The sequence below is a fragment of the Novosphingobium album (ex Liu et al. 2023) genome (assembly GCF_029076845.1).
In the GTDB taxonomy this organism is placed as follows: Bacteria; Pseudomonadota; Alphaproteobacteria; order Sphingomonadales; family Sphingomonadaceae; genus Novosphingobium.
Window position 1 is genome coordinate 130765 of sequence record NZ_JARESE010000070.1, and the last position, 21525, is coordinate 152289.

General features: G+C 68.1%; 18 protein-coding genes and 1 pseudogene. 15 read left to right on the top strand and 4 right to left on the bottom strand.

The features are described from left to right. Positions 1–15: 15 nt before the first annotated feature. A complete protein-coding gene (locus PYV00_RS20370) occupies positions 16–345 on the bottom strand; it encodes a rhodanese-like domain-containing protein (RefSeq protein ID WP_275230154.1) in 330 nt (109 codons plus the stop codon). 83 nt (positions 346–428) lie between these two features. Between PYV00_RS20370 and PYV00_RS20375 the strand changes: the two genes are divergently transcribed. The 9 genes from PYV00_RS20375 (at position 429) to PYV00_RS20415 (ending at position 12111) form a co-directional block, all read left to right on the top strand. Further along, positions 429–1709, top strand: coding sequence for an NAD(P)/FAD-dependent oxidoreductase (locus PYV00_RS20375; RefSeq protein WP_275230155.1), 1281 nt, complete (start codon positions 429–431; stop codon positions 1707–1709). A gap of 11 nt (positions 1710–1720) precedes the next feature. Beyond that, a complete protein-coding gene (locus PYV00_RS20380) occupies positions 1721–1924 on the top strand; it encodes a YgaP family membrane protein (protein WP_275230156.1) in 204 nt (67 codons plus the stop codon). Positions 1925–1932: 8 nt separating this feature from the next. Further along, positions 1933–3201 carry a TolC family protein gene (locus tag PYV00_RS20385; RefSeq protein WP_275230157.1) on the top strand — a complete coding sequence of 423 codons (1269 nt, stop codon included), beginning with the start codon at positions 1933–1935 and terminating at the stop codon, positions 3199–3201. Positions 3202–3221: 20 nt separating this feature from the next. After that, positions 3222–4052 (top strand): class I SAM-dependent methyltransferase, encoded by an 831-nt coding sequence (locus PYV00_RS20390; protein ID WP_275230158.1) that lies wholly within the window; start codon positions 3222–3224, stop codon positions 4050–4052. A gap of 415 nt (positions 4053–4467) precedes the next feature. After that, complete coding sequence (locus PYV00_RS20395) at positions 4468–7443, top strand: TonB-dependent receptor (RefSeq protein ID WP_275230159.1); 2976 nt, start codon at positions 4468–4470, stop codon at positions 7441–7443. Between the two features lie 156 nt (positions 7444–7599). Continuing rightward, positions 7600–8286, top strand: a complete 687-nt coding sequence (locus PYV00_RS20400) for a response regulator transcription factor (protein WP_275230160.1) — start codon at positions 7600–7602, stop codon at positions 8284–8286. Between the two features lie 215 nt (positions 8287–8501). Beyond that, on the top strand, positions 8502–9461 hold the full coding sequence (locus PYV00_RS20405) for a purple acid phosphatase family protein (protein WP_275230161.1): 960 nt from the start codon (positions 8502–8504) through the stop codon (positions 9459–9461). Continuing rightward, complete coding sequence (locus tag PYV00_RS20410) at positions 9458–10942, top strand: sensor histidine kinase (RefSeq protein WP_275230162.1); 1485 nt, start codon at positions 9458–9460, stop codon at positions 10940–10942. Before PYV00_RS20405 ends, PYV00_RS20410 begins: the two co-directional genes overlap by 4 nt. Next, positions 10939–12111, top strand: a complete 1173-nt coding sequence (locus PYV00_RS20415; protein ID WP_275230163.1) for an alkaline phosphatase — start codon at positions 10939–10941, stop codon at positions 12109–12111. The genes PYV00_RS20410 and PYV00_RS20415 overlap by 4 nt, the downstream gene beginning before the upstream one ends. A gap of 65 nt (positions 12112–12176) precedes the next feature. Here the strand turns inward: PYV00_RS20415 and PYV00_RS20420 are convergent, their stop codons facing one another. Together PYV00_RS20420 and PYV00_RS20425 are read right to left on the bottom strand one after the other, a co-directional pair. Then, positions 12177–13769 (bottom strand): amino acid ABC transporter ATP-binding/permease protein, encoded by a 1593-nt coding sequence (locus tag PYV00_RS20420; RefSeq protein ID WP_275230164.1) that lies wholly within the window; start codon positions 13767–13769, stop codon positions 12177–12179. Then, positions 13766–15319, bottom strand: coding sequence for an ATP-binding cassette domain-containing protein (locus PYV00_RS20425; protein ID WP_275230165.1), 1554 nt, complete (start codon positions 15317–15319; stop codon positions 13766–13768). Before PYV00_RS20425 ends, PYV00_RS20420 begins: the two co-directional genes overlap by 4 nt. Positions 15320–15449: 130 nt before the next feature. On the opposite strand from PYV00_RS20425, the gene PYV00_RS20430 reads away from it, so the two are divergent. The 3 genes from PYV00_RS20430 to cydX are packed head-to-tail and all read left to right on the top strand — an operon-like array spanning position 15450 to position 18329. Then, positions 15450–17030 (top strand): cytochrome ubiquinol oxidase subunit I, encoded by a 1581-nt coding sequence (locus PYV00_RS20430; RefSeq protein ID WP_275230176.1) that lies wholly within the window; start codon positions 15450–15452, stop codon positions 17028–17030. A gap of 22 nt (positions 17031–17052) precedes the next feature. Beyond that, entirely contained in the window at positions 17053–18201 is a 1149-nt protein-coding gene (gene cydB, locus PYV00_RS20435; protein WP_428981663.1) for a cytochrome d ubiquinol oxidase subunit II, read from the top strand. Between the two features lie 11 nt (positions 18202–18212). After that, positions 18213–18329, top strand: a complete 117-nt coding sequence (gene cydX, locus PYV00_RS20440; protein WP_275230167.1) for a cytochrome bd-I oxidase subunit CydX — start codon at positions 18213–18215, stop codon at positions 18327–18329. A 34-nt stretch (positions 18330–18363) separates the two neighbouring features. On the opposite strand, the gene PYV00_RS20445 is transcribed toward cydX, so the two are convergent. After that, positions 18364–19251, bottom strand: a complete 888-nt coding sequence (locus tag PYV00_RS20445) for a LysR family transcriptional regulator (RefSeq protein WP_275230168.1) — start codon at positions 19249–19251, stop codon at positions 18364–18366. A 108-nt stretch (positions 19252–19359) separates the two neighbouring features. Between PYV00_RS20445 and PYV00_RS20450 the strand changes: the two genes are divergently transcribed. The 3 genes and pseudogenes from PYV00_RS20450 to PYV00_RS20460 form a co-directional block, all read left to right on the top strand. Beyond that, positions 19360–19773: an EthD domain-containing protein gene (locus PYV00_RS20450; protein ID WP_275230169.1), complete on the top strand. Its 414-nt coding sequence runs from the start codon at positions 19360–19362 to the stop codon at positions 19771–19773. A gap of 51 nt (positions 19774–19824) precedes the next feature. Then, positions 19825–20340, top strand: a complete 516-nt coding sequence (locus tag PYV00_RS20455) for a nitroreductase/quinone reductase family protein (RefSeq protein ID WP_275230170.1) — start codon at positions 19825–19827, stop codon at positions 20338–20340. Between the two features lie 55 nt (positions 20341–20395). Next, positions 20396–21462: pseudogene (locus PYV00_RS20460) on the top strand (FAS1-like dehydratase domain-containing protein); the annotation flags it as partial. Positions 21463–21525 lie beyond the last annotated feature (63 nt).

Below are 21525 nucleotides of genomic sequence, written 5' to 3' on the forward strand. Positions count from 1 at the left end.
GCTATCCTTCCCCGTTCAGCGTTCGACCGGCAGGCCGGCACGGACCCATGCCGTGAACCCGCCCGCCAGATGCGTATCGCTCGCTTCGCCCGCGCAGATGTCAAGCGCCTGGGCGGAGCGCCCGCCCAGCGCGCAATTGAGGATCACGGTCTTGCCTTCCGCGCACGCCAGCCGCGCCACATCAAAGGACGACAGCGGCACATTGCGCGCGCCCGGAATGTGCCCGGCGGCGAACTCGCCCGGCTCGCGCACGTCGATCACTTCCACCGTGCCTGCACGGAGCAGGCCGGCCAGTTCCCCGGGAGTTACTTCCTTGATGCGCTTGCGCTTGCCGAATCCAAACATCGGTCCCTCTTTCGATTATTGATTTGCAAATATCGTGTATATGTAATAGCGGTCAAGCCGAAATCGAGGAGGAGGGTGAGGCCATGGACGAATCGCATGTCGTGGTGCTGGGGGCTGGCCTTGGCGGCACGATCGCCGCTTACGAGATCCGCGAGGCGCTGAAAGGCAAGGCGCGCGTCACGGTCATCAGCAAAGGCGACGATTACTGGTTCGTTCCGTCCAATCCCTGGGTCGTGGTCGGCTGGCGCGAGCCCGAGGCGATACGCGTCCACTTGCCTTCGGTGATGGAGAAGCGCGGGATCGCCTTCACCGGCGCCGGTGCGCGCCAGGTCGATCCCGATGCCAATCGCATCGTGCTGAACGATAATTCATATATCGATTATGACTATCTCGTGATCGCCACGGGCCCGGACCTTGCCTTTGACGAGATCGCCGGTTTCGGACCCGCGCACCATACCGTCTCGATCTGCGAGACCGCCCACGCCGCCGCCGCGCGCGACAAGTTCGAGGAACTGTGCGCCAATCCCCGCCCGATCGTGGTCGGCGCGGCGCAAGGCGCCTCGTGCTATGGCCCGGCCTATGAAATGGCGATGATCCTCGACACCGAACTCAAGCGTCGTGAGATCCGCGACAAGGTGCCGATGACTTTCGTCACGCCCGAACCCTATATCGGCCACCTCGGGCTTGACGGGGTGGGCGATACGAAGGGCCTGCTCGAAAGCGAGATGCGCAACCGGCATATCAAGTGGATCACCAATGCCAAGGTCGCCAGCGTCGAGCCCGGCATGATGCATGTCGAGGAAGTAAACGAGGACGGCTCGACCAAAAAGCTGCACGATCTCGATTTCGGCTGGGCCATGCTGATGCCGCCGTTTCGCGGCGTGGCGGCCCTGCGCGGCATCGAAGGGCTGGTGAACCCGCGCGGCTTCGTGCTGGTCGACAAACACCAGCGCAATCCGAAGTACCGCAATGTCTTCGGCCTGGGCGTGTGCATTGCCATCCCGCCGACCGGACCCACGCCCGTGCCGGTGGGCGTGCCCAAGACCGGCTTCATGATCGAAAGCATGGTCACGGCCATCGCCCAGAACCTGAAAGAAATCTTCGCCGGCGCCGAACCGACGCACGAGGCGACGTGGAACGCGATCTGCCTGGCCGATTTCGGCGATGGCGGCGTCGCTTTCGTCGCCAAGCCGCAGATCCCGCCGCGCAACACCAACTGGTCTTCGGAAGGCAAGTGGGTGCACCTGGCCAAGATCGGTTTCGAGAAGTATTTCCTGCGCAAGATCCGCAAGGGTGAAAGCGAACCGTTCTACGAAAAGTTGGCCTTGCATGTGCTGGGCATCAAGAAGCTGCGCTTTGACTGAGGAGAGAGCCGATGAATCTTGACCGGGCCGTGCTGGCATTCGCGGGAATCGTGGTGTTGGCAAGCGCGATCCTTTCGGTAACGGTGAACCCCTGGTGGATCGCCCTCACCATCTTTGCCGGGCTCAACATGCTGCAGGCCAGCGTGACCGGGTTCTGCCCGGCCGCGATGGTGTTTCGCGCGCTGGGCGTGCGCGCGGGCTGCGCTTTCCGCTGAGCGGGACGATGCGCCGCCTGACCGCCTTTCTGGCGCTTGCCGGCGCCGCCCTGCCGCTTGCCTCGGCCAGCGCGCAATCGCTCGACCAGGTCGTCGCCGCGACATTCGCGCATTCGCCCGTGCTCACCGCCGCGCGCGCGCGCGAGGATGCCGCCGCCGCCGCGCTCGATCAGGCGCGGGCCGAGCGAATGCCGCTGGCCACCGCGCAAGGCCAGATCGCCACCGGCTATATCGACCCGCAAGGCTTCTTCGGCCTCAGTGCCGACGATGTCGCGCCACGCTCGGCGCAAGCGACCGTGGAACTGCCGCTCTATACCGGCGGCCGGGTAGGCGCGGCGGTGGCGCAGGCGAAAGGCGGCCGCGCGCTGGCCGCGCTCGCCACGCAATCGGCCGCGCTGGACCTCAGGCTGCAAGTGGTGCGCGCCTATACCCAGGCGCTGGCCGCGCAGGAACAGCTGCGCAGCTATGACAAGCTGGTGGAGGCGCTGGCCGAAGCCGTCCGCCAGGCGCACCTGACGTTCAGGGCCGGCGCCGGCACTTCCACCGAAGTGGCCCAGGCCGAAGCGCGCAAGGCCGAGGCCGATGCCGGCCTGGCCGGCGCGCGCGGCGCGCTCGCCTCGGCCATGGCACAGCTCGCCACGCTGAGCGGCGGGCCGGTGCAGCCCTCGGGCGACTTGCCGCCCGCCCCGCCCGTGCCCGCCACCCCGGACGAGGCGGTCGATCTTGCCACCCGGCACAACCCGCAAGTGGAACAGGCGCGCAAGGCCGCCGACGTGGCGCGCGCCGGCATCGCGGCCGCGCGGGCCGAGGGCCTGCCCACGGTGGGCGCCTTTGCCGAGGCGGCCAGCGTACGCGACCAGTTCTTCCCCGGCTACAAGGCCGACAGCGCCAGCGTGGGCCTGCGCGCGCGCTGGACCTTCTTCAGCGGCGGCCGGGTGAGCGCCAAGGTGAACGGGGCCGAAGCGCAGGCCCGCGCGGCCGACGCGGACGCACTGGCGGCGGCGCAGATGGTGGAAAACCAGGCCGTACAGGCTTTCGCGGGCGTGACGTCCGCCCGCGCGATGCTCGCGGCCGCCCGCGCGCGCGTGTCCGCGACCGAGGACGCGCTGCGCGGCACCCGCTTCGAAGTGAAGGCGGGCGCCAAGCCGCAGCTTGCCCTGCTCGATGCCGAGCGCGAGGCCATTGCCGCGCAGACCGCGCGGATCGAGGCGAATGGCCGGCTGCTTGTCGCCGCCTATACGCTGCGCGCGATCACGGGCATGGAAGAAGCCCCCTGAGTCGCCCGAAAGGCAGCCCGATGACCGAGAATCCTTCCGCCGCCGACTGGGCCGAGGCGCGTGGCCGCAAGTGGCGCGACCAGCTCGACGCGATGGAAACCATGCTGCTGCCGGTCGATGCCCCGCTGATCGCCGCGCTGGCGCTGGAAGGCGCCTCCTCGGTCGCCGACATCGGCTGCGGCGGCGGCGCGACCACGCGCGCCATCGCCGATGCGGCGCCGGCTGGCTGCCGCGTCACCGGCATCGACATCTCGGCCGATCTCGTCGCCGCCGCCAGCGCGCGGGCGGGCACGGCGACGGTCTCGTTCCGCCAGGCCGATGCCGAGACCTGGCGGCCGGACGCGCCGTTCGACCGGCTCTCCTCGCGCTTCGGCATCATGTTCTTCCCCGATCCGCCCGCCGCTTTCGCCAACTTGCGCCGCTGGCTGGCGCCCGGCGGACGCTTCGCCTTCGCCGCCTGGGGCACGCCGCAGGCCAATCCATGGATGAGCAGCGTGCGCCAGACGATCGGCGAGGTGATCGCGCTGGCGCCGCCGCCCGCCGATGCGCCCGGCCCGCTGCGCTATGGCGATGCCGGCCGGCTGGTCGCGCTGCTGGAACGGGCGGGCTTCGCCGCGATCACGGTCACGCCCTGGAGCGGCAAGCTCGCGCTGGGCGGCGGGCTCGACGCGGCGGCGGCCTGCGAATTCGCGCTCGGCACGATGTCGGTGGGCGAACTGCTCGACGATGCCCCGCCCGCAGCCCGGACCCAGGCCCGCGAGCGGCTGACCGCGCGCTTTGCCGAGCACCTTGAGGACGGCGTGGTGCGCATGGGCGCGAGCGTGAACATCTTCACGGGCACCGTGAACTAGCGCCGTTTCAAGCCGGCCATTCGCGGTCGACGGCCCGGTAAAGGCGGGTCTCCAAAGTCTGAGCCGTGTGCCTTGCGCAAACGCTCCAGAGCGGCCTTGCGCCCAGCCGGAATCCGCCGCCGCGCCGGAACTCCCGGCCGTCGCGCCATGGCGCGCGTCCTCCGGGACCGATCGGCAAACCTTAAATTTCCCTAATGTGGCCCAGTGTCACAGAGGCGTAAATACGCGCCCCTAGTGCGCCGATCAAACAATTCGGGCTCATCCGATAATTCAGGGATTATCGCTGACATCCAGCAGTAAATAATTGGGCACACGACGCTTTCTATCGGAAGGTCGTGCACCCGGACACGCGCAATAAATCTACGGATTTTGAGAAGAACGCGGCGTTACTCGTCGCGCAATGGGGGTATTCATCATGTTTGTCTCGACAAAATATTCAAAAACCCGCCTGTCGCTGCATGTCGGCTTCGCCGCGCTGGCCGTGTCGAGCGCGGCCCTGGCCGGCGCGCCCGCGCTGGCGCAGTCGGCCGCCCAGCCGCAAGGCGAAGGCCGCATCACCGGCACCGTGGTCAATGCCTCCGGGAACTTCCTGCGCGGCGCGGAAGTGCGCGTCGAAGGATCGGACATCGTCGGCGTCACCGACAGCGACGGGCGTTTCATCCTGCAGCGCGTGCCCGCCGGCACGCAGCAGCTGAGCATCACCTACTTCGGTTATGAGACGGGCCGGCAGTCCGTGGATGTCGGCGGGGGCGCCACGGTGGACATCACGCTGGCGCTCAAGCCCACGGCCACGGACGGCTCGGGCGAGATCGTCGTGAGCGGCAGCCGCCCGATCGCCGAATCCGAGGAAGCCGCGATCCAGCTCAAGCGCGCCTCGACCTCGCTTGTCGATGTGATCGCCGCCGACAGCGTCGGCCGCTTCCCCGACCAGAACATCGCCGCCGCCGTCAGCCGCCTGCCGGGCGTGAGCATCGGGCGCGACCAGGGGCAGGAACGCTACATCAGCTTGCGCGGCTCGCCGGCAAGCTGGACGACGCTGGCTTTCGACGGGGTCAACGTGATCAGCCCGGAAGGGCGCGAGACCCGCTTCGATACCATCCCCTCCTCGATCGCCAGCCAGACCGTCATCCGCAAGGCGGTGACGGCCGACATGCCGGGCGAAACCGTGGCGGGCAACATCAACATCGTCACGCGCAGCCCGTTCGACTATCACGGCTTCAAGGGCGCGCTCGACGGCGGCTATGGCTACAACGACCTGGGCCAGGGCAAGCAGTACAACGTCGGCGGCTTCCTGTCCGACCGCTTCGCCAACGACACGCTGGGCATCCTGATCGGCGCCTCGCGCTATGAGCGCGACATGGTGACGGACAACTTCGAGAACAGTTGGGAAGTCTCGCCCGAAGACCAGGAACCCGGCGGCAAGGAGCGTATCTGGGCCGCCAAGACGCAGAACAAGCTCTATCGCCTGACGCGCAGCAACACCTCGTTCTCCGGCCGCCTCGAATGGCGCCCTGACAGCGCCAACCAGATCTTCCTCAGCTCGATCTACAGCCAGTTCCGCGATGATGAGCTGCGCAATGCCTGGGTCTTCGATCTCGATCAGGATGCGAAGAAGACCTCGAGCAGCACCGTGGGCACCACCACCGGCTATGCCGATATCCGCACCGGCAACACGCCGCTGCAAGGCACGCTGCACGGCGCCGAGATCGAAAGCACGCTCAACAGCAACTCCTCGCGCCAGAGCATCTTCACCAATACCCTGGCCGGCGAGCACGATCTGGATACCTGGAAAGTGAAGTGGCGGCTGAACTACACGCGCGCCGATGCGCGCAGCAAGCCGCCGTTCCAGTCCTCGTGGGTCAGCCCGACCAGCTTCACCCAGCGCCCCACGCTGGTCTATGACTTCACCGATCCGAACCTCGCCCGGGTCCACCTGTTCCAGACGATCCGCAATGCCGACGGCACATATTCCACCGGCCCGGAACGGCCCTATATCCAGCCGACCGAGCTGAACTTCCTGAACATGACCCGCAACCGCCAGCTTGACCGGACCAATGCCTATACCGGCAAGCTGGACATCGAGCACAACGCCGCGCTGTTCGGCGCCGAAACGGTCATCCAGCTTGGCGGCGAATATGACAAGCGCACCAAGACCTCGAACCGCACCGTGCTGGAAGTCACGCCCGAAACCTTGGCGGCGGCCGGGCTGACGAACCCCACGCAGGCGCAGATCAGCATCGACACGCCCTACAAGGGCAAGCTGCCGCTGGGCTATGGCTTCCGGTACTTCTCGAGCGAACTGGGCGAAGCGCTGTTCGACAGCTATGCCAAGGCTGGCGCCGCGCGCATCCAGGCCGGCGCGTCCGAGGAGAACGACTATCGCGTGACCGAGGAAGTGCTCGCCGGCTATCTCATGGGCACGACCTATTTCAACTGGGGCAACATCGTCTACGGCGCGCGCGTCGAACGGGTGAAGAACACCGGCTCGGCCCTGTCGATGACCAACGACGGCTACCTGCCCACGCAGGTCTCGAACAGCTTCACCTCGGTCTATCCCAGCATCCACCTGAACTGGGACGTCAACCGCGACATGAAGCTGCGCCTTTCGGCCAACACCGGCGCCGCTCGCCCCGATTACGACCAGCTGCGGCCGAATTTCTCCTATGACGATGACGAGCAGATCGTGTCCGGCGGCAATCCCAACGCCAAGCCCGAACGCGCCAAGGGCGTGGACCTCTATTTCGAATGGTACATGCCTTCGCGCGGCTTCCTGTCGGTCGGCGCCTATTACAAGGACCTGCAGGACATCCTCTACGATGTCGAGCTGCCGACCTTCGGCTCGGATATCCTGAACTCGAACGGGATCAACCGCGCCGACTATCACTATGCGACGATCGCCAACGGCGGCGGCGGCCACATCAAGGGGCTGGAATTCGCCTTCTCGCAGCCGCTCGAGGGTCTGGCCCGCTCGATGGGCCTGCCCGACTGGGCGCAAGGCTTCGGCCTGCAGGCCAACCTCACGCTCAACGATTCCAAGGCCACCACGCCCGACGGGCGCACCACCGACCTGCCGGGCGCCTCGCCGCTGATCTACAACGTCTCGGGCTACTACGAGCGCTACGGCTTCTCGGCGCGGCTGAGCTACCAGTGGCAGAAGGCCTATCTCGACTCGATCGGATCGGGTGACATCCTGGGCGATACCTACTGGGCCAATGTCGCCCGGCTCGATTTCTCGCTGCGCTATGCGATCAACGAGAACGTCCAGCTTTACCTCGATGCGAACAACCTGACCAATGAGCCGGGCATCCGCTACCAGGGCGATTTCCAGCACCAGATCGAGCACGAGGTCTTCGGACGGCGCTATCTGGCCGGCGTGAAGCTGAACTTCTGATCGGGCCGGAAGGTTCGAACGGGTAACGGGGCAGTGCCGGTCCGCCCGGATCGCGCTGTCCCGCTTCGCGATGGAATGGCGGTGCAGGTGTCACACGGGATTGCTAAGGCCCGCGTCAGGAACGCAGTCCATGCCGGCAGCGCGGCGCCACGAACCATGACCAGACGCATCCTCGTCGTGGAAGACGATACGGCGACCGCCGGCTTCCTGCGGTCTGGCCTGGAGGATGCCGGCTATCAGGTCGAATGGGCGGCCGAAGGCCGGCGGGGGCTGCAGCTGGCGCAACGGCCGGGCCTTGACGGCATCGTCCTCGACCGGATGCTGCCGGCGCTCGACGGGCTCAGCCTGCTGGAAATCCTGCGCGCGCAGGGCTGCGACACGCCCGTCATCATCCTTTCGGCGATCGGTTCCACCGACGAGCGGGTGCGGGGCCTTCGCGCGGGCTCTGACGACTATCTGGTCAAGCCTTTCGCCATGACCGAGCTGCTGGCCCGCCTGGAAGTGCTGCACCGGCGGCGCGTCGCGGCTCCGGGCATCGTCACGCGCCTGGCCTGCGCGGACCTGACGCTCGACCTGCTGGCGTCGCGGGCCGAACGCGCGGGACAAGTGCTGCTGCTGCAACCGCGCGCGATCCAGCTTCTCGAATTCCTCATGCGCAACCAGGGGCAAGTCGTCACGCGCTCGATGATCTTCCAGCAAGTGTGGAACTACGACTTCGATCCGGGAACCAACGTGATCGACGTCTACGTCAGCAACTTGCGCAAGGAGATCGACCGGCCCGGCCTGGTGCCCTTGCTGCACACGGTGCGCGGCGCCGGCTATCGGCTGGGGCCACGCGAATGAAACCCGCGCCACCGGCACGGAACATTAAAAATTCCTATAGGTCGGCAAACCGTCGGCATGACCAATATATGTAATATACATCTGAAATATATGAATAATATTCTCTGACGTGCCGCTCATCGCGCGCGATATTGATATCAATCCATCGAAAGAAATTCCGCTTTCCTTGCCTGCATCACGCGACGCGTGAGGAAAAATACTGGGAGGACACACGCATGAACACCGGCCTTACCCGCAGAGGGCTCATCGGCACCATGGCGGCCACGGCGGCGCTGGGCGAGCTTCCCGCCGCGCCCGCCTTCGCCGCCGCGCAGGCCGGGCGCGGCGAAGGGCTCGCCTTCCTCGCCATCGGCGACTGGGGCCGGCGCGGCGAGCCGCACCAGCGCACCGTGGCGGCGCAGATGGGGCGCGTCGCCGAGGAGCAGGGCTGCGCTTTCACGCTGGCGCTGGGTGACAACTTCTACGGCACGGGCGTCGATTCGGTGACGGACACGCACTGGCGGGAATCGTTCGAGGATGTCTACACCGCGCCCGCGTTGCAGAACCGCTGGTACGCGGTGCTGGGCAATCACGATTATCGCGGCAATCCGCAGGCGCAGATCGACTATTCCCGCCACAGCCGGCGCTGGATGATGCCGGCGCGCTATTATGCCGTCGAAGGCGCCACGTTCGGCGCGCCGCACGCGGACTTCTTCCTGATCGACACCACGCCGCTTGTCGCCAGCTATCGCAAGGCGCCCACGCCGGACGCGAAGCACCATGTCCACGATCAGGACCCGCAGACGCAATACGCCTGGCTCGACGCGGCGCTGGGCAGATCGCGCGCGGGCTGGAAGCTGGTGTTCGGGCATCACCCGATCTTCTCCGGCGGCCAGCACGGCGACAGCGAGGATCTGGTGCGCAATCTCCTGCCGATCCTCAAGCGCCACGGCGTCCAGGCCTATGTCTGCGGCCACGATCACGACATGCAGCACATCGAGCGCGAGGGCATCCATTTCATCGCCACCGGCTGCGGATCGACCGTGCGCCCGGTCGGCAACGTCGATGGCACCCGCTTCGCGGTGGCCTGTTCGGGCCTGTCGCTTTACCGGGTGACGCCGGACGCGCTGGACCTGGCATTCCATGACTGGGCCGGCGCGCGCCTCTACGCGGCAACCGTCACGCGCGCGGCGTGAGGCGGCCGGGCGGGCAGGCGGCGGCGGCGATGGCCAGCGCGGCTTCCCCGCCGAACGGCGTGCCTGCGCCCCGGCGGCGGCGCGCCCCGCTCCTGCCCTGGCGTTCCACGAGCGGGCGCTTCCTGCTGCTCCATCTGGTGCTCAGCCTGGCCTGCGTCGTCCCGATCCTGCTTTACCTCTATTTCCAGATCGACCGCGTGCTGCTGGCCGATTTCGCCCGGCCGCTCGAATATCGCCAGAGCAATCTGGAAAATCACTACAAGTCCGGCGGCATCGCGGAATTGACCACCTCGGTGGCAAGCCGCGCGGAACGGGCGCATCGCGACCAGACGGCGATCCTGCTGGTGGACGCGCAAGGCCGCAAGCTCGCCGGAAACCTCTCGGCCTGGCCTGGCGATCTTGCCGCGCCGCAGGACTGGACTCCCGTGACGCTGCAGCGCGATGGCACCGCGCATCCCGACGAGTTCCTGGTGCGGACCGCGCTGTTCGGCCCCGGCTATCGCCTGCTGCTCGGCGGCCTGCTCGACAATCGCGCGGACATGCGCGCGGCGCTGCTGCTCGCGCTGCTCGCCGCCTTCGCGCTGGCCATTCCGATCGGGCTGCTCGGCAGCCTGACGATCGTGCACGAGATGAACCGGATGGTCGCCGCGATCGCCAGCATCGGCCAGCACGTCGGCGCCGGAGACTTGCGCCGCCGCGCCGAAACCGACGGCAGCGGTGATCCGGTGGACCGCCTGAAGGTCTCGCTCAACGCCATGCTCGACCGGATCGAGGCGCTGGTCGAGGAGCATCGCGTGCTCACCGATGCGCTGGCGCATGACTTGCGCTCACCGCTCACGCGCATCCACATCCAGGTCACGCAAGGGCTTGCCGAAGCGCCCGGCCGCGACCAGCAGCCCCGTTTCGAAGCCATCGCGCAGGAAGTGGCGCGCGTGCTGCACATGCTGGAAAGCGCGCTGGAGATCAGCCGCGCCGAAGCGGGCATCGGGCGCGGCACTTTCGAACGCTTCGACCTGGGCGCCATGCTGCGCGACCTGCACGAGATCTACCAGCCGCTTGCCGCCGCCAGCGGCGTGACGATCACCGTCTCGTGCCCGCCCGATCTCGATTTTTATGGCAATCGCGCGCTGGTCGCGCGGGCGCTGGCCAACCTTATCGACAATGCCCTCAAGTACGGCGCCCAGGGCGGCGAGATCGCGCTGGAGGCATCGGCGACCGAGACGCAGGCGCACTTGTGCGTCGCCGACCGGGCCGCCGGGATTCCCGCCGAGCGCCGGACCGAGGCGATCCGCAAGTTCGGCCGGCTCGATGGCGCGCGCAGCACGCCGGGCAGCGGGCTGGGCCTCACGCTGGTGAGCGCGGTCGCATCGCTGCACGACGGCCGGTTCGAGCTTGAGGACAATCGCCCCGGCCTGCGCGCCAGGCTGGTCCTGTCCCGTCAACTCACCGCATCTTCCCAAGCCCAAGGAGCCACCCCATGAGCATGTTCCGCCGCAATCCGCCCTTCCCGGCCGCGTCGCGCCGCCACCAACGCCCGCGCAAGGGGCTGGCGCTCGCCGGCATCGTCGCCGGCATCCTGCTGGCCGCCGGGGGCGCCGGCGCGAAAGAGCCGCAGGCGCGCAACGTGATCCTGTTCCTGGGCGATGCCGGCGGCCTGCCGACGATCAGTGCCGCCGGCATCCTCGCGAATGACCGGCCCCAGTCGCTGTATATCCAGTCGCTGCCCGACGTCGGGCTGTCCGATACCTCGGCGCTCAATCGCTGGGTCACCGATTCGGCCGCGGGGATGACCGCGATCATGACTGGCCACAAGACCAACAACGCGATGGTCTCGGTCGTGCCTTCGGGCGATGGCGGCGCGACCGCGCCAGTCAAGACCCTGCTCGAATATGCCGAGCAGCGCGGGCTTTCCACCGGCGTCATCACCAACATGAAGATCTGGGATGCCACCCCGGCCGCGTGCTACGCCCATGTCGCCTCGCGCAAGGAAACCGATGAGATCTTCCGCCAGATGCTGGCCCCGCGCTTCGGCGACGGTGTCGATATCCTGATCGGCAAGGGCCGCGCCGATGCCGCCGCGTCTTTCGCCAAGCTGCAGACCACAGCCGAGCAGGCCTTCACCCGCGCGGGCTATCGCTTTGGCGACGATCCGGCGCTGGTGCGCGAGGCCGGCCGCGCGGCCGTGCTGCGCGACGAGGATTTCGCGCCCATGCCGGCGGTGGAAGCGGCCATCGGCCAGCTTGCCCGCAACCCCAAGGGCTATTTCCTGATGGTCGAATGGGACATGCACACCCCCGATCCGCGCAAGGGGCTGCGCCATGTGGTGGAAATGGACGACATGATCCGCCGCGTCAGCGCCATCGCCGGCAAGGACACGCTGATCCTGTTCACCGCCGATCACAGCTTCGCGCTGCGCATGGGCGGGGGCACGCGCGGCACTCCGCTGGCCGACCAGTTCGCCGCCGAAACGGCAAAGCCCGGCGTGACGACCGCGAGCAACGCGGTGATCAGCGTCGAGGACAACCACACCGGCGAGGAAGTGATCGCCGCGGCATCGGGCCCCGGTGCCGGGCAAGTGCGCGGGTTCTTCGCCAACACCCACCTGTTCGACATCATGATGGCCGCGCTGGGCTGGCAGCGCGACAACTAGGCGAGGGCCAAAACCAAGACCGCGACCGGTGGGTGGTCACAGCCTCCCGCCGGTCGTATACCTCGCTAAAGCCGGACCAGTTCGGCCACGTCGAGCCTCTCGCGCGCCAGGACCATGGGATGCGGGCGGTGCGAGACCAGCACCAGCCCGGTGCCGGTCCGGTCAAGCCAATCGCGCAGGTTCGCGACCAGGCCGCGCTCGGTCGCGGCGTCGAGCCCTTCGGTCGGCTCGTCGAGCAGCAGCCAGGGCCGCCCGGCCAGCAGCGCGCGGGCCAGCGACAAGCGCTTGCGCTCGCCGCCCGAAAGGATGCCGCCTTCCTCGCCAAGCACGGTGTCCAGCCCCGCCGGCGCGCGCCGGACGCGCTCGGCCAGCGCGGCGGTCTCCAGCGCGTGCCACATCGCCGCTTCATCCACGCCCGGACGCGCCAGCCGCAAGTTGTCGGCGATCGAGCCCGCGAGCATCGGCGCGTCCTGCGGCGCCAGCGCGAAGCGCGTGCGCAAGGCATCGGCGTCGCAGCCCGCCAGCGGCGTGCCGCCCACCGCGATCGGCAAGTCGCCCGCGCGCAGCCCGGCCAGCGCTTCGAGCACCATGGTCTTGCCCGATCCCGAAGCGCCGGTCAGCGCGATGCGGCCGCCGGGCGCCAGCTCCACCGGGCCGAACCGCAAGGCCACCGAACCGGGCACCACCACGGGCGCGGTCCGCAGGTCGCCCGGCAGGTCGAGCAGCACCGCGAGCCGGCGCAAGCCTTCCTCGACACTCGCCTGCCGGAACGCGGTGCGTGAGATCGCCGCCAGCGCCTCGACCGCCGAGGACGCGGCGAGCAGCGCCAGCGCCACGAAAGGCGGCTCGCCCCGCGCGCTCGCCATGACCACCGCGGCGGCCAGCGCGCCGTAGCAGGCGAGGAAGCCGGCGATCGCCCCTTCGCCCCGGAACAGGCGCGCGCGGGCGCGATCGAGCCGGGCGGCAGGCCCGGCCAGATCCGCGAGCACCGTGTCGATCAGGCCATAAGCGGCGATCTCGGCACGCGCGGCGGCGAAATCGATATAGCGGCGGCGCAGTTCGCCCAGCGCCTCGGCCGCCTCATGCGCGGGCGCGCGCGTCAGCCGCGCGGCCAGTGCCCGCAGCAGGAACGGCAGCGCGGCCAGCATCACCGCCAGCAGCAGCGCGGCAAGCCAGCCGGCCAGCGCGGCCAGGCCCACGCCGGTCAGGGCGGCGATCAGGCTGGCCGGGCGCGTCGGCTGGCGGACGATGAGGTCTTCCAGCGCGTCGATATCGCCGATCAGCCGGCCGCTGGCATCGCCCGCCGAAAGGTTGGGCGCCACGCGCGTGTCCTGCGCCGCCAGCCGCGCGAACAGCCGCCCGCGCAGATCGGCCATGGCCATGAGCGCGGCGCGGTGCGACAGGATGCGCTCGCCATAGCGCGTAACGGTGCGCAGGATCGCCAGCAGCCGGATCGCCGCGCTGGGGATCAGGTAGTTGAACGCCTGCACCGCGAGCACGCCGGCCGTGCCGGCCGCCGCGGCGGCGGTGAGGAACCAGCCCGAGATGCCCAGCAGCAGGATCGCCGAGAGCGCGGCGGTGCTGGCCGAGAGCGCCGCCAGCCGCAGCAGCCGGCGAATCGCGGCACCGGGCCGCAGCAGGTCGAGCGGCGCGGTCACAGCGCGATCTCCAGCCGGGCGGCGGCGATGACCTGGGGATCGTGCGTGGCGACCAGCAGGCAACGCTCGCGCGCCAGATCGCGCAGCAGCGCCACGATCCCGGCCGCGCTGACGGCGTCGAGATCGGCGGTCGGCTCGTCGCACAGCAGCAGCGGCCGGCCCGAAAGGATGGCGCGGGCAAGGCCAATGCGCCGCCGTTCACCGCCCGAAAGGCCCGAACCGCGATGGTCGATGGCAAGGTCCAGCCCGCCGCGCCGTTCCAGCATCGGGCCGAGCCCGACGCGGCGCGCCACGTCGGCAATCGCCTCCGGCGCGGCCTTTGGCGCGGCAATAGCGATGTTGTGCGCCAGCGTGCCCGGCAGCAGCAGACAGCGCTGGGCCGCCCAGGCGATCGACTCGGGCGCGATCCGGCCGCCGGCCGCATCGCGCACGCTGCCGCCCGCCAGCGCGATCTGCCCGGCGATGGCGGCCAGCGTGCTGGTCTTGCCACTGCCGGTGGGCCCGGTCAGCACGACAAAATCGCTTTCTGACATCGCGAAAGTGAGCGGGCCGATCGCCAGCCCCGGCCATGCCAGCGCGAGATCGCGCACCGCCAGTCCGGTGAAGCGCGCAGCCGTGGCAGGGGCCGCCGCATCGTCCTCCGGCGGCAGGACTGCGGCAATGGCGCCCAGCGCCGCCTCCCCCATCTGCTTTTCGTGATAGGCGGCGGCCAGCCGGCGCATCGGCAGGTAGAATTCGGGCGCCATGGCCAGCGCAAAGAAGGCGGGCGCCAGCGTCAGCGTCTCGGGCGGAGCGAAGGGCAGCAGCCCCAGCAGCGAAAAGCCGCAATAGACCGCGACCAGCGCCACCGCGATCGCCGCGAAGAATTCGAGCACGGCGTTGGACACGAATGCCGCGCGCAGCACCGCCACCGTGCGCGCGGCGACTTCGCGCGTCGCACCGGCCACTTGCCGCGAGACGCGTTCCTCGGCGGCGAAGTGGCGGATCAACGGCAAGTGACGGATGCGATCGACGAACAGGCCGGACAGCGCGGAAAGCGCCGCAAGCTGTCGTTCCGAGGCATGGCGCGCGGCGCTGCCGGCCAGGATCATGCCGAGCAGGAACGGCACGAAAGTCGCCAGCAGGATCAGCGCCGAGACCCAGCTTGCCGGCGCGACAAGGCCGATCACCGCGATCGGGCCCAGCGCGGCGTGCAGCCGCGCCGGCTGGAACCGCGCGCCATGCTCCTCGATCGCGCGGACGTGGTCGATCGCGTAAGTCGCGCTCTCGCCAGCGGTGAGCGGGCGCGCGATCCGACCGCCGAGGAACTGGCGCAGCAGGCGCGCGCGCCAGCCATCGGCCACGGCCTGCGCGGCGGCGATGGCATGGCGATGCACCAGCACCACCCCGCTGCCCCGGCACAGCGCGCCCGCCACCAGCGCGGCCAGCGCCAGCCCGCCGGCGCGCCCGCTCGAGACCAGCCCGCCCACGCCCAGGGCCAGGCCCCAGGCGAACAGCGCCGCGCCCGCGACATCGAGCAGCCAGAACAGGCCGACCGCCTTATATTTCAATTTTCGGAAACCATGTAATCGTCGTCCTTGACACCCGTTTCGCACAGGCGTAGCGCGCGGGCTAGAAATTCACCGGGCCCGACGCAAGAGTCGAATGGTCGGGCACTGCCCCCGCCGGAGGTGATTGATGATCGACATGGCCGTGGTGGAGCTTTCGCGGCTCCAGTTTGCGCTGACCGCGCTGTATCACTTCCTGTTCGTGCCGCTGACGCTTGGCCTGTCGTTCCTGCTGGTCATCATGGAAAGCGTCTATGTGATGACCGATCGCCCGATCTGGCGTGACATCACGCGGTTCTGGGCCAAGCTGTTCGGCATCAACTTCGTTCTGGGCGTGGCCACCGGCCTGACCATGGAATTCGAGTTCGGCACCAACTGGTCGTACTATTCGCACTATGTCGGCGACATCTTCGGCGCGCCGCTGGCGATCGAGGGGCTGATGGCCTTCTTCCTCGAAGCGACGTTCGTGGGCCTGATGTTCTTCGGCTGGGATCGCCTGTCGAAACGCGGGCACTTGCTGACCACGTTCATGGTGGCGCTGGGCTCCAACCTCTCGGCGCTGTGGATCCTCATCGCCAACGGCTGGATGCAGCATCCGGCGGGCGCGGCGTTCAATCCGCAGACGATGCGCATGGAAGTGACCAGCTTCTGGGACGTGCTGTTCAACCCGGTGGCGCAGGCCAAGTTCGTCCATACGGTGAGCGCCGGCTATGTCACCGCCAGCGTCTTCGTGCTCGGCGTCTCCTCGTACTACCTCTTGCGCGGCCGCTTCACCGAACTGGCGAAGCGCAGCTTCACCGTCGCCGCCGCCTTCGGCCTTGCCTCCTCGCTCTCGGTCGTCGTGCTGGGCGACGAGAGCGGCTATACCCTGACCGAGCAGCAGCAGATGAAGCTCGCGGCGATGGAAGGCATGTGGCACACCGAGCCCGCGCCCGCCGGCCTCGCGCTGTTCGGGCTGCCGTCCAACTCGGGGCGGGAGACCAGCGCGGAAATCAAGGTGCCTTATCTGCTGGGCCTGATCGCCACGCGCAGCCTGACCGGCGAAGTCACCGGCATCGTCCCGCTGGTGGAGCACGCCAAGCTGCGCATCCGCAACGGCCTGGTCGCATACGACGCGGTCGAGAAGCTGAAGGCCGATCCCAACGATATCGCCGCGCGCGAGGCCTGGGCGCTTTCCCGCGACGACCTGGGCTATGCCATGCTGCTCAAGCGTTTCGTCGCCGATCCGCGCACCGCCGATGCCGCCACGATCGAGCGCGCGGCCTGGACCACGGTGCCCAACGTGCCCGCGCTGTTCTGGCTGTTTCGCGTGATGGCGGGGCTGGGCTTCTTCTTCATCGCCTTCTTCGGCTTCGCCTTCTTCCTTTCTTCCGCCCGGCGGTTCGACCGGCGCTGGTTCCTGCGCGTGGCGGTGGCGATCATCCCGCTGCCCTGGCTGGCGGCCGAAGTGGGCTGGATCGTCGCCGAAGTGGGGCGCCAGCCCTGGGCGGTCGATGGCGTGCTGCCCACGTTCCTGGCCGCATCGAGCCTGACCGTGGCGCAGATCTGGACGACGATCGCCGGCTTCACCATGATCTACGGCGCGATGGCGGTGATCGAGGTGCGGCTGATGCTGGCGACGATCCGCAAGGGGCCCGAACCCTACACGCCGTGGCGCCCCTCCCCCGACACGCCCGCCGCGCCCGCCGCCGCGATGGCAATCCCCGCCGAATGACCCGGGAAGGACAAGGATCATGCTGCCTGTTCCCTTCGATTACGAAACCCTGCGCATCATCTGGTGGCTGCTGCTCGGCGTCCTGCTGATCGGCTTCGCGCTGACCGACGGGTTCGACCTCGGCACCGCCGCGCTGCTGCCTTTCGTCGCGCGCACCGACGAGGAGCGGCGCATGGTGATCAACGCCATCAGCGCCACCTGGGAAGGCAACCAGGTGTGGTTCATCCTGGGCGGCGGCGCGATCTTCGCGGCCTGGCCTTTCGTCTATGCGGTCAGCTTTTCGGGCTTCTATCTCGCCATGTTCCTCGTGCTGGCGGCGCTGATCCTGCGGCCGGTGGGCTTCAAGTACCGTTCCAAGAAACCCGATCCGGCGTGGCGCGCGCGCTGGGACTGGGCGCTGTTCGTCGGCGGGCTGGTGCCGGCGCTGGTGTTCGGCGTGGCGGTGGGCAATGTCTTGATCGGCGCGCCGTTCCGCCTCGATAGCGATCTGCGCACGTTCTACGAAGGCAGCTTGCTGGGCCTGTTCACCCCCTTCACGCTGCTGACCGGGCTGCTTTCGGTGGCGATGCTGGTGCTGCACGGCGCGGGCTGGCTGAGCCTGAAGGTGGAGCCCGGCCCGGTGCTGGACCGCGCGCGCAAGTGGGGCCAGATCGCCGCCCTGCTGGCGATCGTGCTGTTCGTGGCGGGCGGCCTGTTCGTGGCCCTGGGCGGCATCGGCTATCGCATCGCCGGCGTGGTCGATCCCTTGGGCCCGTCGAACCCGCACCTCACCGGAACGGTCGCCGCGCCTGGCGCTTGGCTGGACAACTATGGGCGCCACCCGTGGATGCTGCTGGCGCCGGTGCTGGGCCTGATCGGGCCGGCCATCGCCTTCCTGGGCATTCGCGGGCGGCGTGACGTGCTGGTCTTCGCCGGCTCATCACTGGCCACCGTGGGCATCATCGCCACGGTCGGCCTGTCGATGTTCCCCTTCATCCTGCCCAGCTCGATCGACCCCGGCTCCAGCCTCACCGCGTGGAACGCCTCGTCCAGCCAGGGCACGCTGTTCCTCATGCTGCTGGTCACGGTGGTGCTGCTGCCGATCGTGCTGATCTATACCGCCTGGGCTTACAAGGTGATGTTCGGGCGCGTGACGGGCGAGGAAGTCCGCCTCAATCCCGACTTTTACTGAGGAGACGCGCGATGTGGTATTTCACCTGGATTCTCGGCGTCGGCCTCGCGGTCGGCTTCGGCATCATCAACGGCGTGTGGCACGAGTTCCATTCGGACCCGGCCAACGGGAAGACCGTGCTGGATTGAGCGAGGGGCGCCGTGCCGATCCGGCCTCGCCGGATCAGCTTGCCAGCTTCCCGGCCGCAAGCGCATGGCGGATCCAGCCGATCGCCACCAGCGCCAGCGGCGAATGGATCCGGCCCCGCAGCCGCGCCATGTGGATGGACGCGGGCGGCAGTGGCATTCCCTCTACGCTGATCGCGCGCAAGCTGCCATCGGCCAGTTGCGGCGCGACGAAATCGCGCGAGCAGATGCACACCAGATCGCTGGTCAGCACCGCTTCGCGCAGGACATGGTAGTTATCGCAGATCAGCCGCGCCGAAACGGGCAGCTCGGGCTCGTGCGGCGGCTCGACCGAGCTGCCCCAGGGAAAGCGCGACAGATCGGCCAGCGTGACGCGCACCTGCGCGGCCAGCGGATGCCCGGCCCGGACGACGCAGGCCGGCACGATCCGGCCCACCGGCTCCACATCCACTTCCTCGGCCGCCGTGACGTGGCTTTCGGGATAGAAGAACAGCTCGATCGCATCGTCCTTCAGCGCGCTCAGCAAGTGCTCGCCGGGCCGGATCAGCACGCGTAGCTGCACCTGGCTGGCCGGCCCGAAGAGATCGCCGGCGAAAGCGGCAAGGAGCTGGCTGGCGAGCAAAGGCGTCATGCCCAGCGCCAGTTGCCCGGCCTCGCCCGATCCCATCAGGCGCATGTTGTTGTCGAACACATGCATGCTCTGAAGCAGCGGCTGCGCCTGGGCGATCACTTGCGCGCCGGCCGAGGTCGGCTCGATCCCGTGGCCCAGCCGGTTGAAGATGGGAAAGCCATAGCGCTGCTCGATCGCGGCGATGCTGCGGCTGAGCGCGGGCTGGCTGATGTTGAGTTCCACCGCCGCGCGCGAGAAGCTGCCGCAGCGCGCGACGGTGAGCAGTTGCCGCAGCTTGGTGAGCGAAAGATCCATGGCCGCTGATATAACCGAATTGCATGAAGTTAAACCAACTCGGCATTAGACCGCATGGCCGCCATGGCGCAATAAGCCCGGAAACCGATAAAGAGAGGATGCCGCGCGATGTTCAAGCAGATCTGCTTCTTCAAGAAGCGACCGGACATGTCGGCCGAGGCTTTTCTCGATTATTACGAGAACCAGCATTCGCAGCTGTCCAAGCGCACCGGCCGCGCGCCTGCGATCCCCAACGCGGTGCGCTATGTGCGCCGCTATCTGGTGCCGGAAACCAACCCGGTGACGAGCGAGGTGCATGATCCGGGCTATGACTGCATCATGGAGATCTGGTGGAACAGCCGCGAGGATTTCGAGCGATCGCAGCGCATCATCGCCGATCCCGAACGCCTGCCCGCGACGATGGCGGACGAGAAGAACCTGTTCGCCTCGCACGCCAATCCGGTCTGCTCGGTGATCGAATACGATTCGCCGATGGGGCCGAACGGCGAGGCGACCCATGTCGAGGTCCGCTACGCCGATTGATCGGCCGGCCCCGAGCAACTCCTCCCCGAGCAACTCCACGAGGGATTTCCGATGAGCAACGAATCAGCGGCGGCGATCAGCGCCGTCAGGCGTGACTGGGTTGGCGAGCATCGCGAGATGTACCTGAACTCGGGCGGCGCCAAGGGCCATATCATGGACATCACCGCCGTGGGCGGGCGGGCCTTCGCGACGCATTGCCTGGTCAAGTATATCGGCCGGCGCAGCGGCCGGGTGTTCATCACGCCGCTGTGCTATGCCGATATCGGCGGCGAAGTGGTGATCTGCGCCTCCAAGGGCGGCGCGGACCATCACCCGGACTGGTATCTCAACTTGCGCGAACGCGAGACGGTGGAATTCCAGGTCGCCACCCAGGCGTTCCGCGGCACCTGGCGCGAGCCTGCGGGCGCCGAGCGCGATAAGGTGTGGGCCTTCATGGTCGATTGCCATCCCTTCTATGCCAGCTACCAGGAATCGACCGATCGCGTGCTGCCGCTGGTGATGATGCGCGCACAGGAAGCCATCCCGGTCTTCCAGGCATCCGACGCGACCGGAACCCGGCAATACTGAACCCGCGCGTCCTGAACGCGCCCCATCGCCCCCGCACCAGCACTGGACATTCGCCATGACCGACACCCTCGACACTTCCGACATCGACCAGTACCTGGGCAAACCGCTCGATTTCTCGCCGCTGCGCGAGCCGATCGGCAACAACGACATCCGGCGCTGGGTGCACGCGATGCACTATCCCAACCTGCTGCATTACGACCCGGACTTTGCCGCCGCCAGCCGCTGGGGCGGGCTGATCGCGCCGCAGAGCTTCCCGATCGCCACCGATGACGGTCATGGCGCCGGCCCGGCCTGCGTCGGCCTGATCCCCAATTCGCACTTGCTGTTCGGCGGCGACGAATGGTGGTTCTTCGGCCCGCGCGTGGTGGCTGGCGACGTGATCTCGAACGAGCGCATCCCGTGTTCGACTATGTGGTCAAGAACACCGGCTTTGCTGGCCCCACCTGCTTCCAGCGCGGCGACAACAACTACTACAACCAGAAGGGCGAACTGATCGCCCGCCAGCGTTCCACCGCGATTCGCTATCGCGCGGCTGCCGGCGGCGAGACGGTCAACACCGAGGAGTTCGAGGAGCCGGTCTGGACCGACGACGAGATCGAGGCGCTGGAAGACCGCAAGTTCACCTGGATCCAGATGCTGCACGAACTGGGCCACCGCGAACGCTGGTGGGACGACGTGGCGGTGGGCGACGCCTTGCCCGAGCGCGTGTTCGGCCCCCATTCGGTGGCCAGCTTCACCACCGAATGGCGCGCTTATATCGTCAACACCTGGGGCACGATGAACTTGCGCAAGAACGATCTGGAAGCGCTGGGCTTCACGCGCGAGATGGCCGGTTACGAGAACGACCCGGACATGATGAGGATCAACCCGGAACTGACCGACGGCGCCTATTTCGGCCCTTCGCGCGGGCACCTGTTCCCGCGCTGGGCGCGCCGCATCGGGATGCCGCGCGCTTACGGTTATGGCGCCTCGATGGGCAGCTGGGTGACGGACTTCCTCTCGGGCTGGGCGGGCGAGCACGGCGCGGTCGTCCATTCCACCGCGAACTATCGCGGGCCGGCGCTTTCGGGCGACGTCACCATCCAGACCGCCGAAGTGGTCGACAAGCTGGTGGATGCCGAAGTGTAGCGCGACGATTACGGAGTCCGGTCGGCGTCAATTTTGATGGCCGATAGGTGGCCGCGC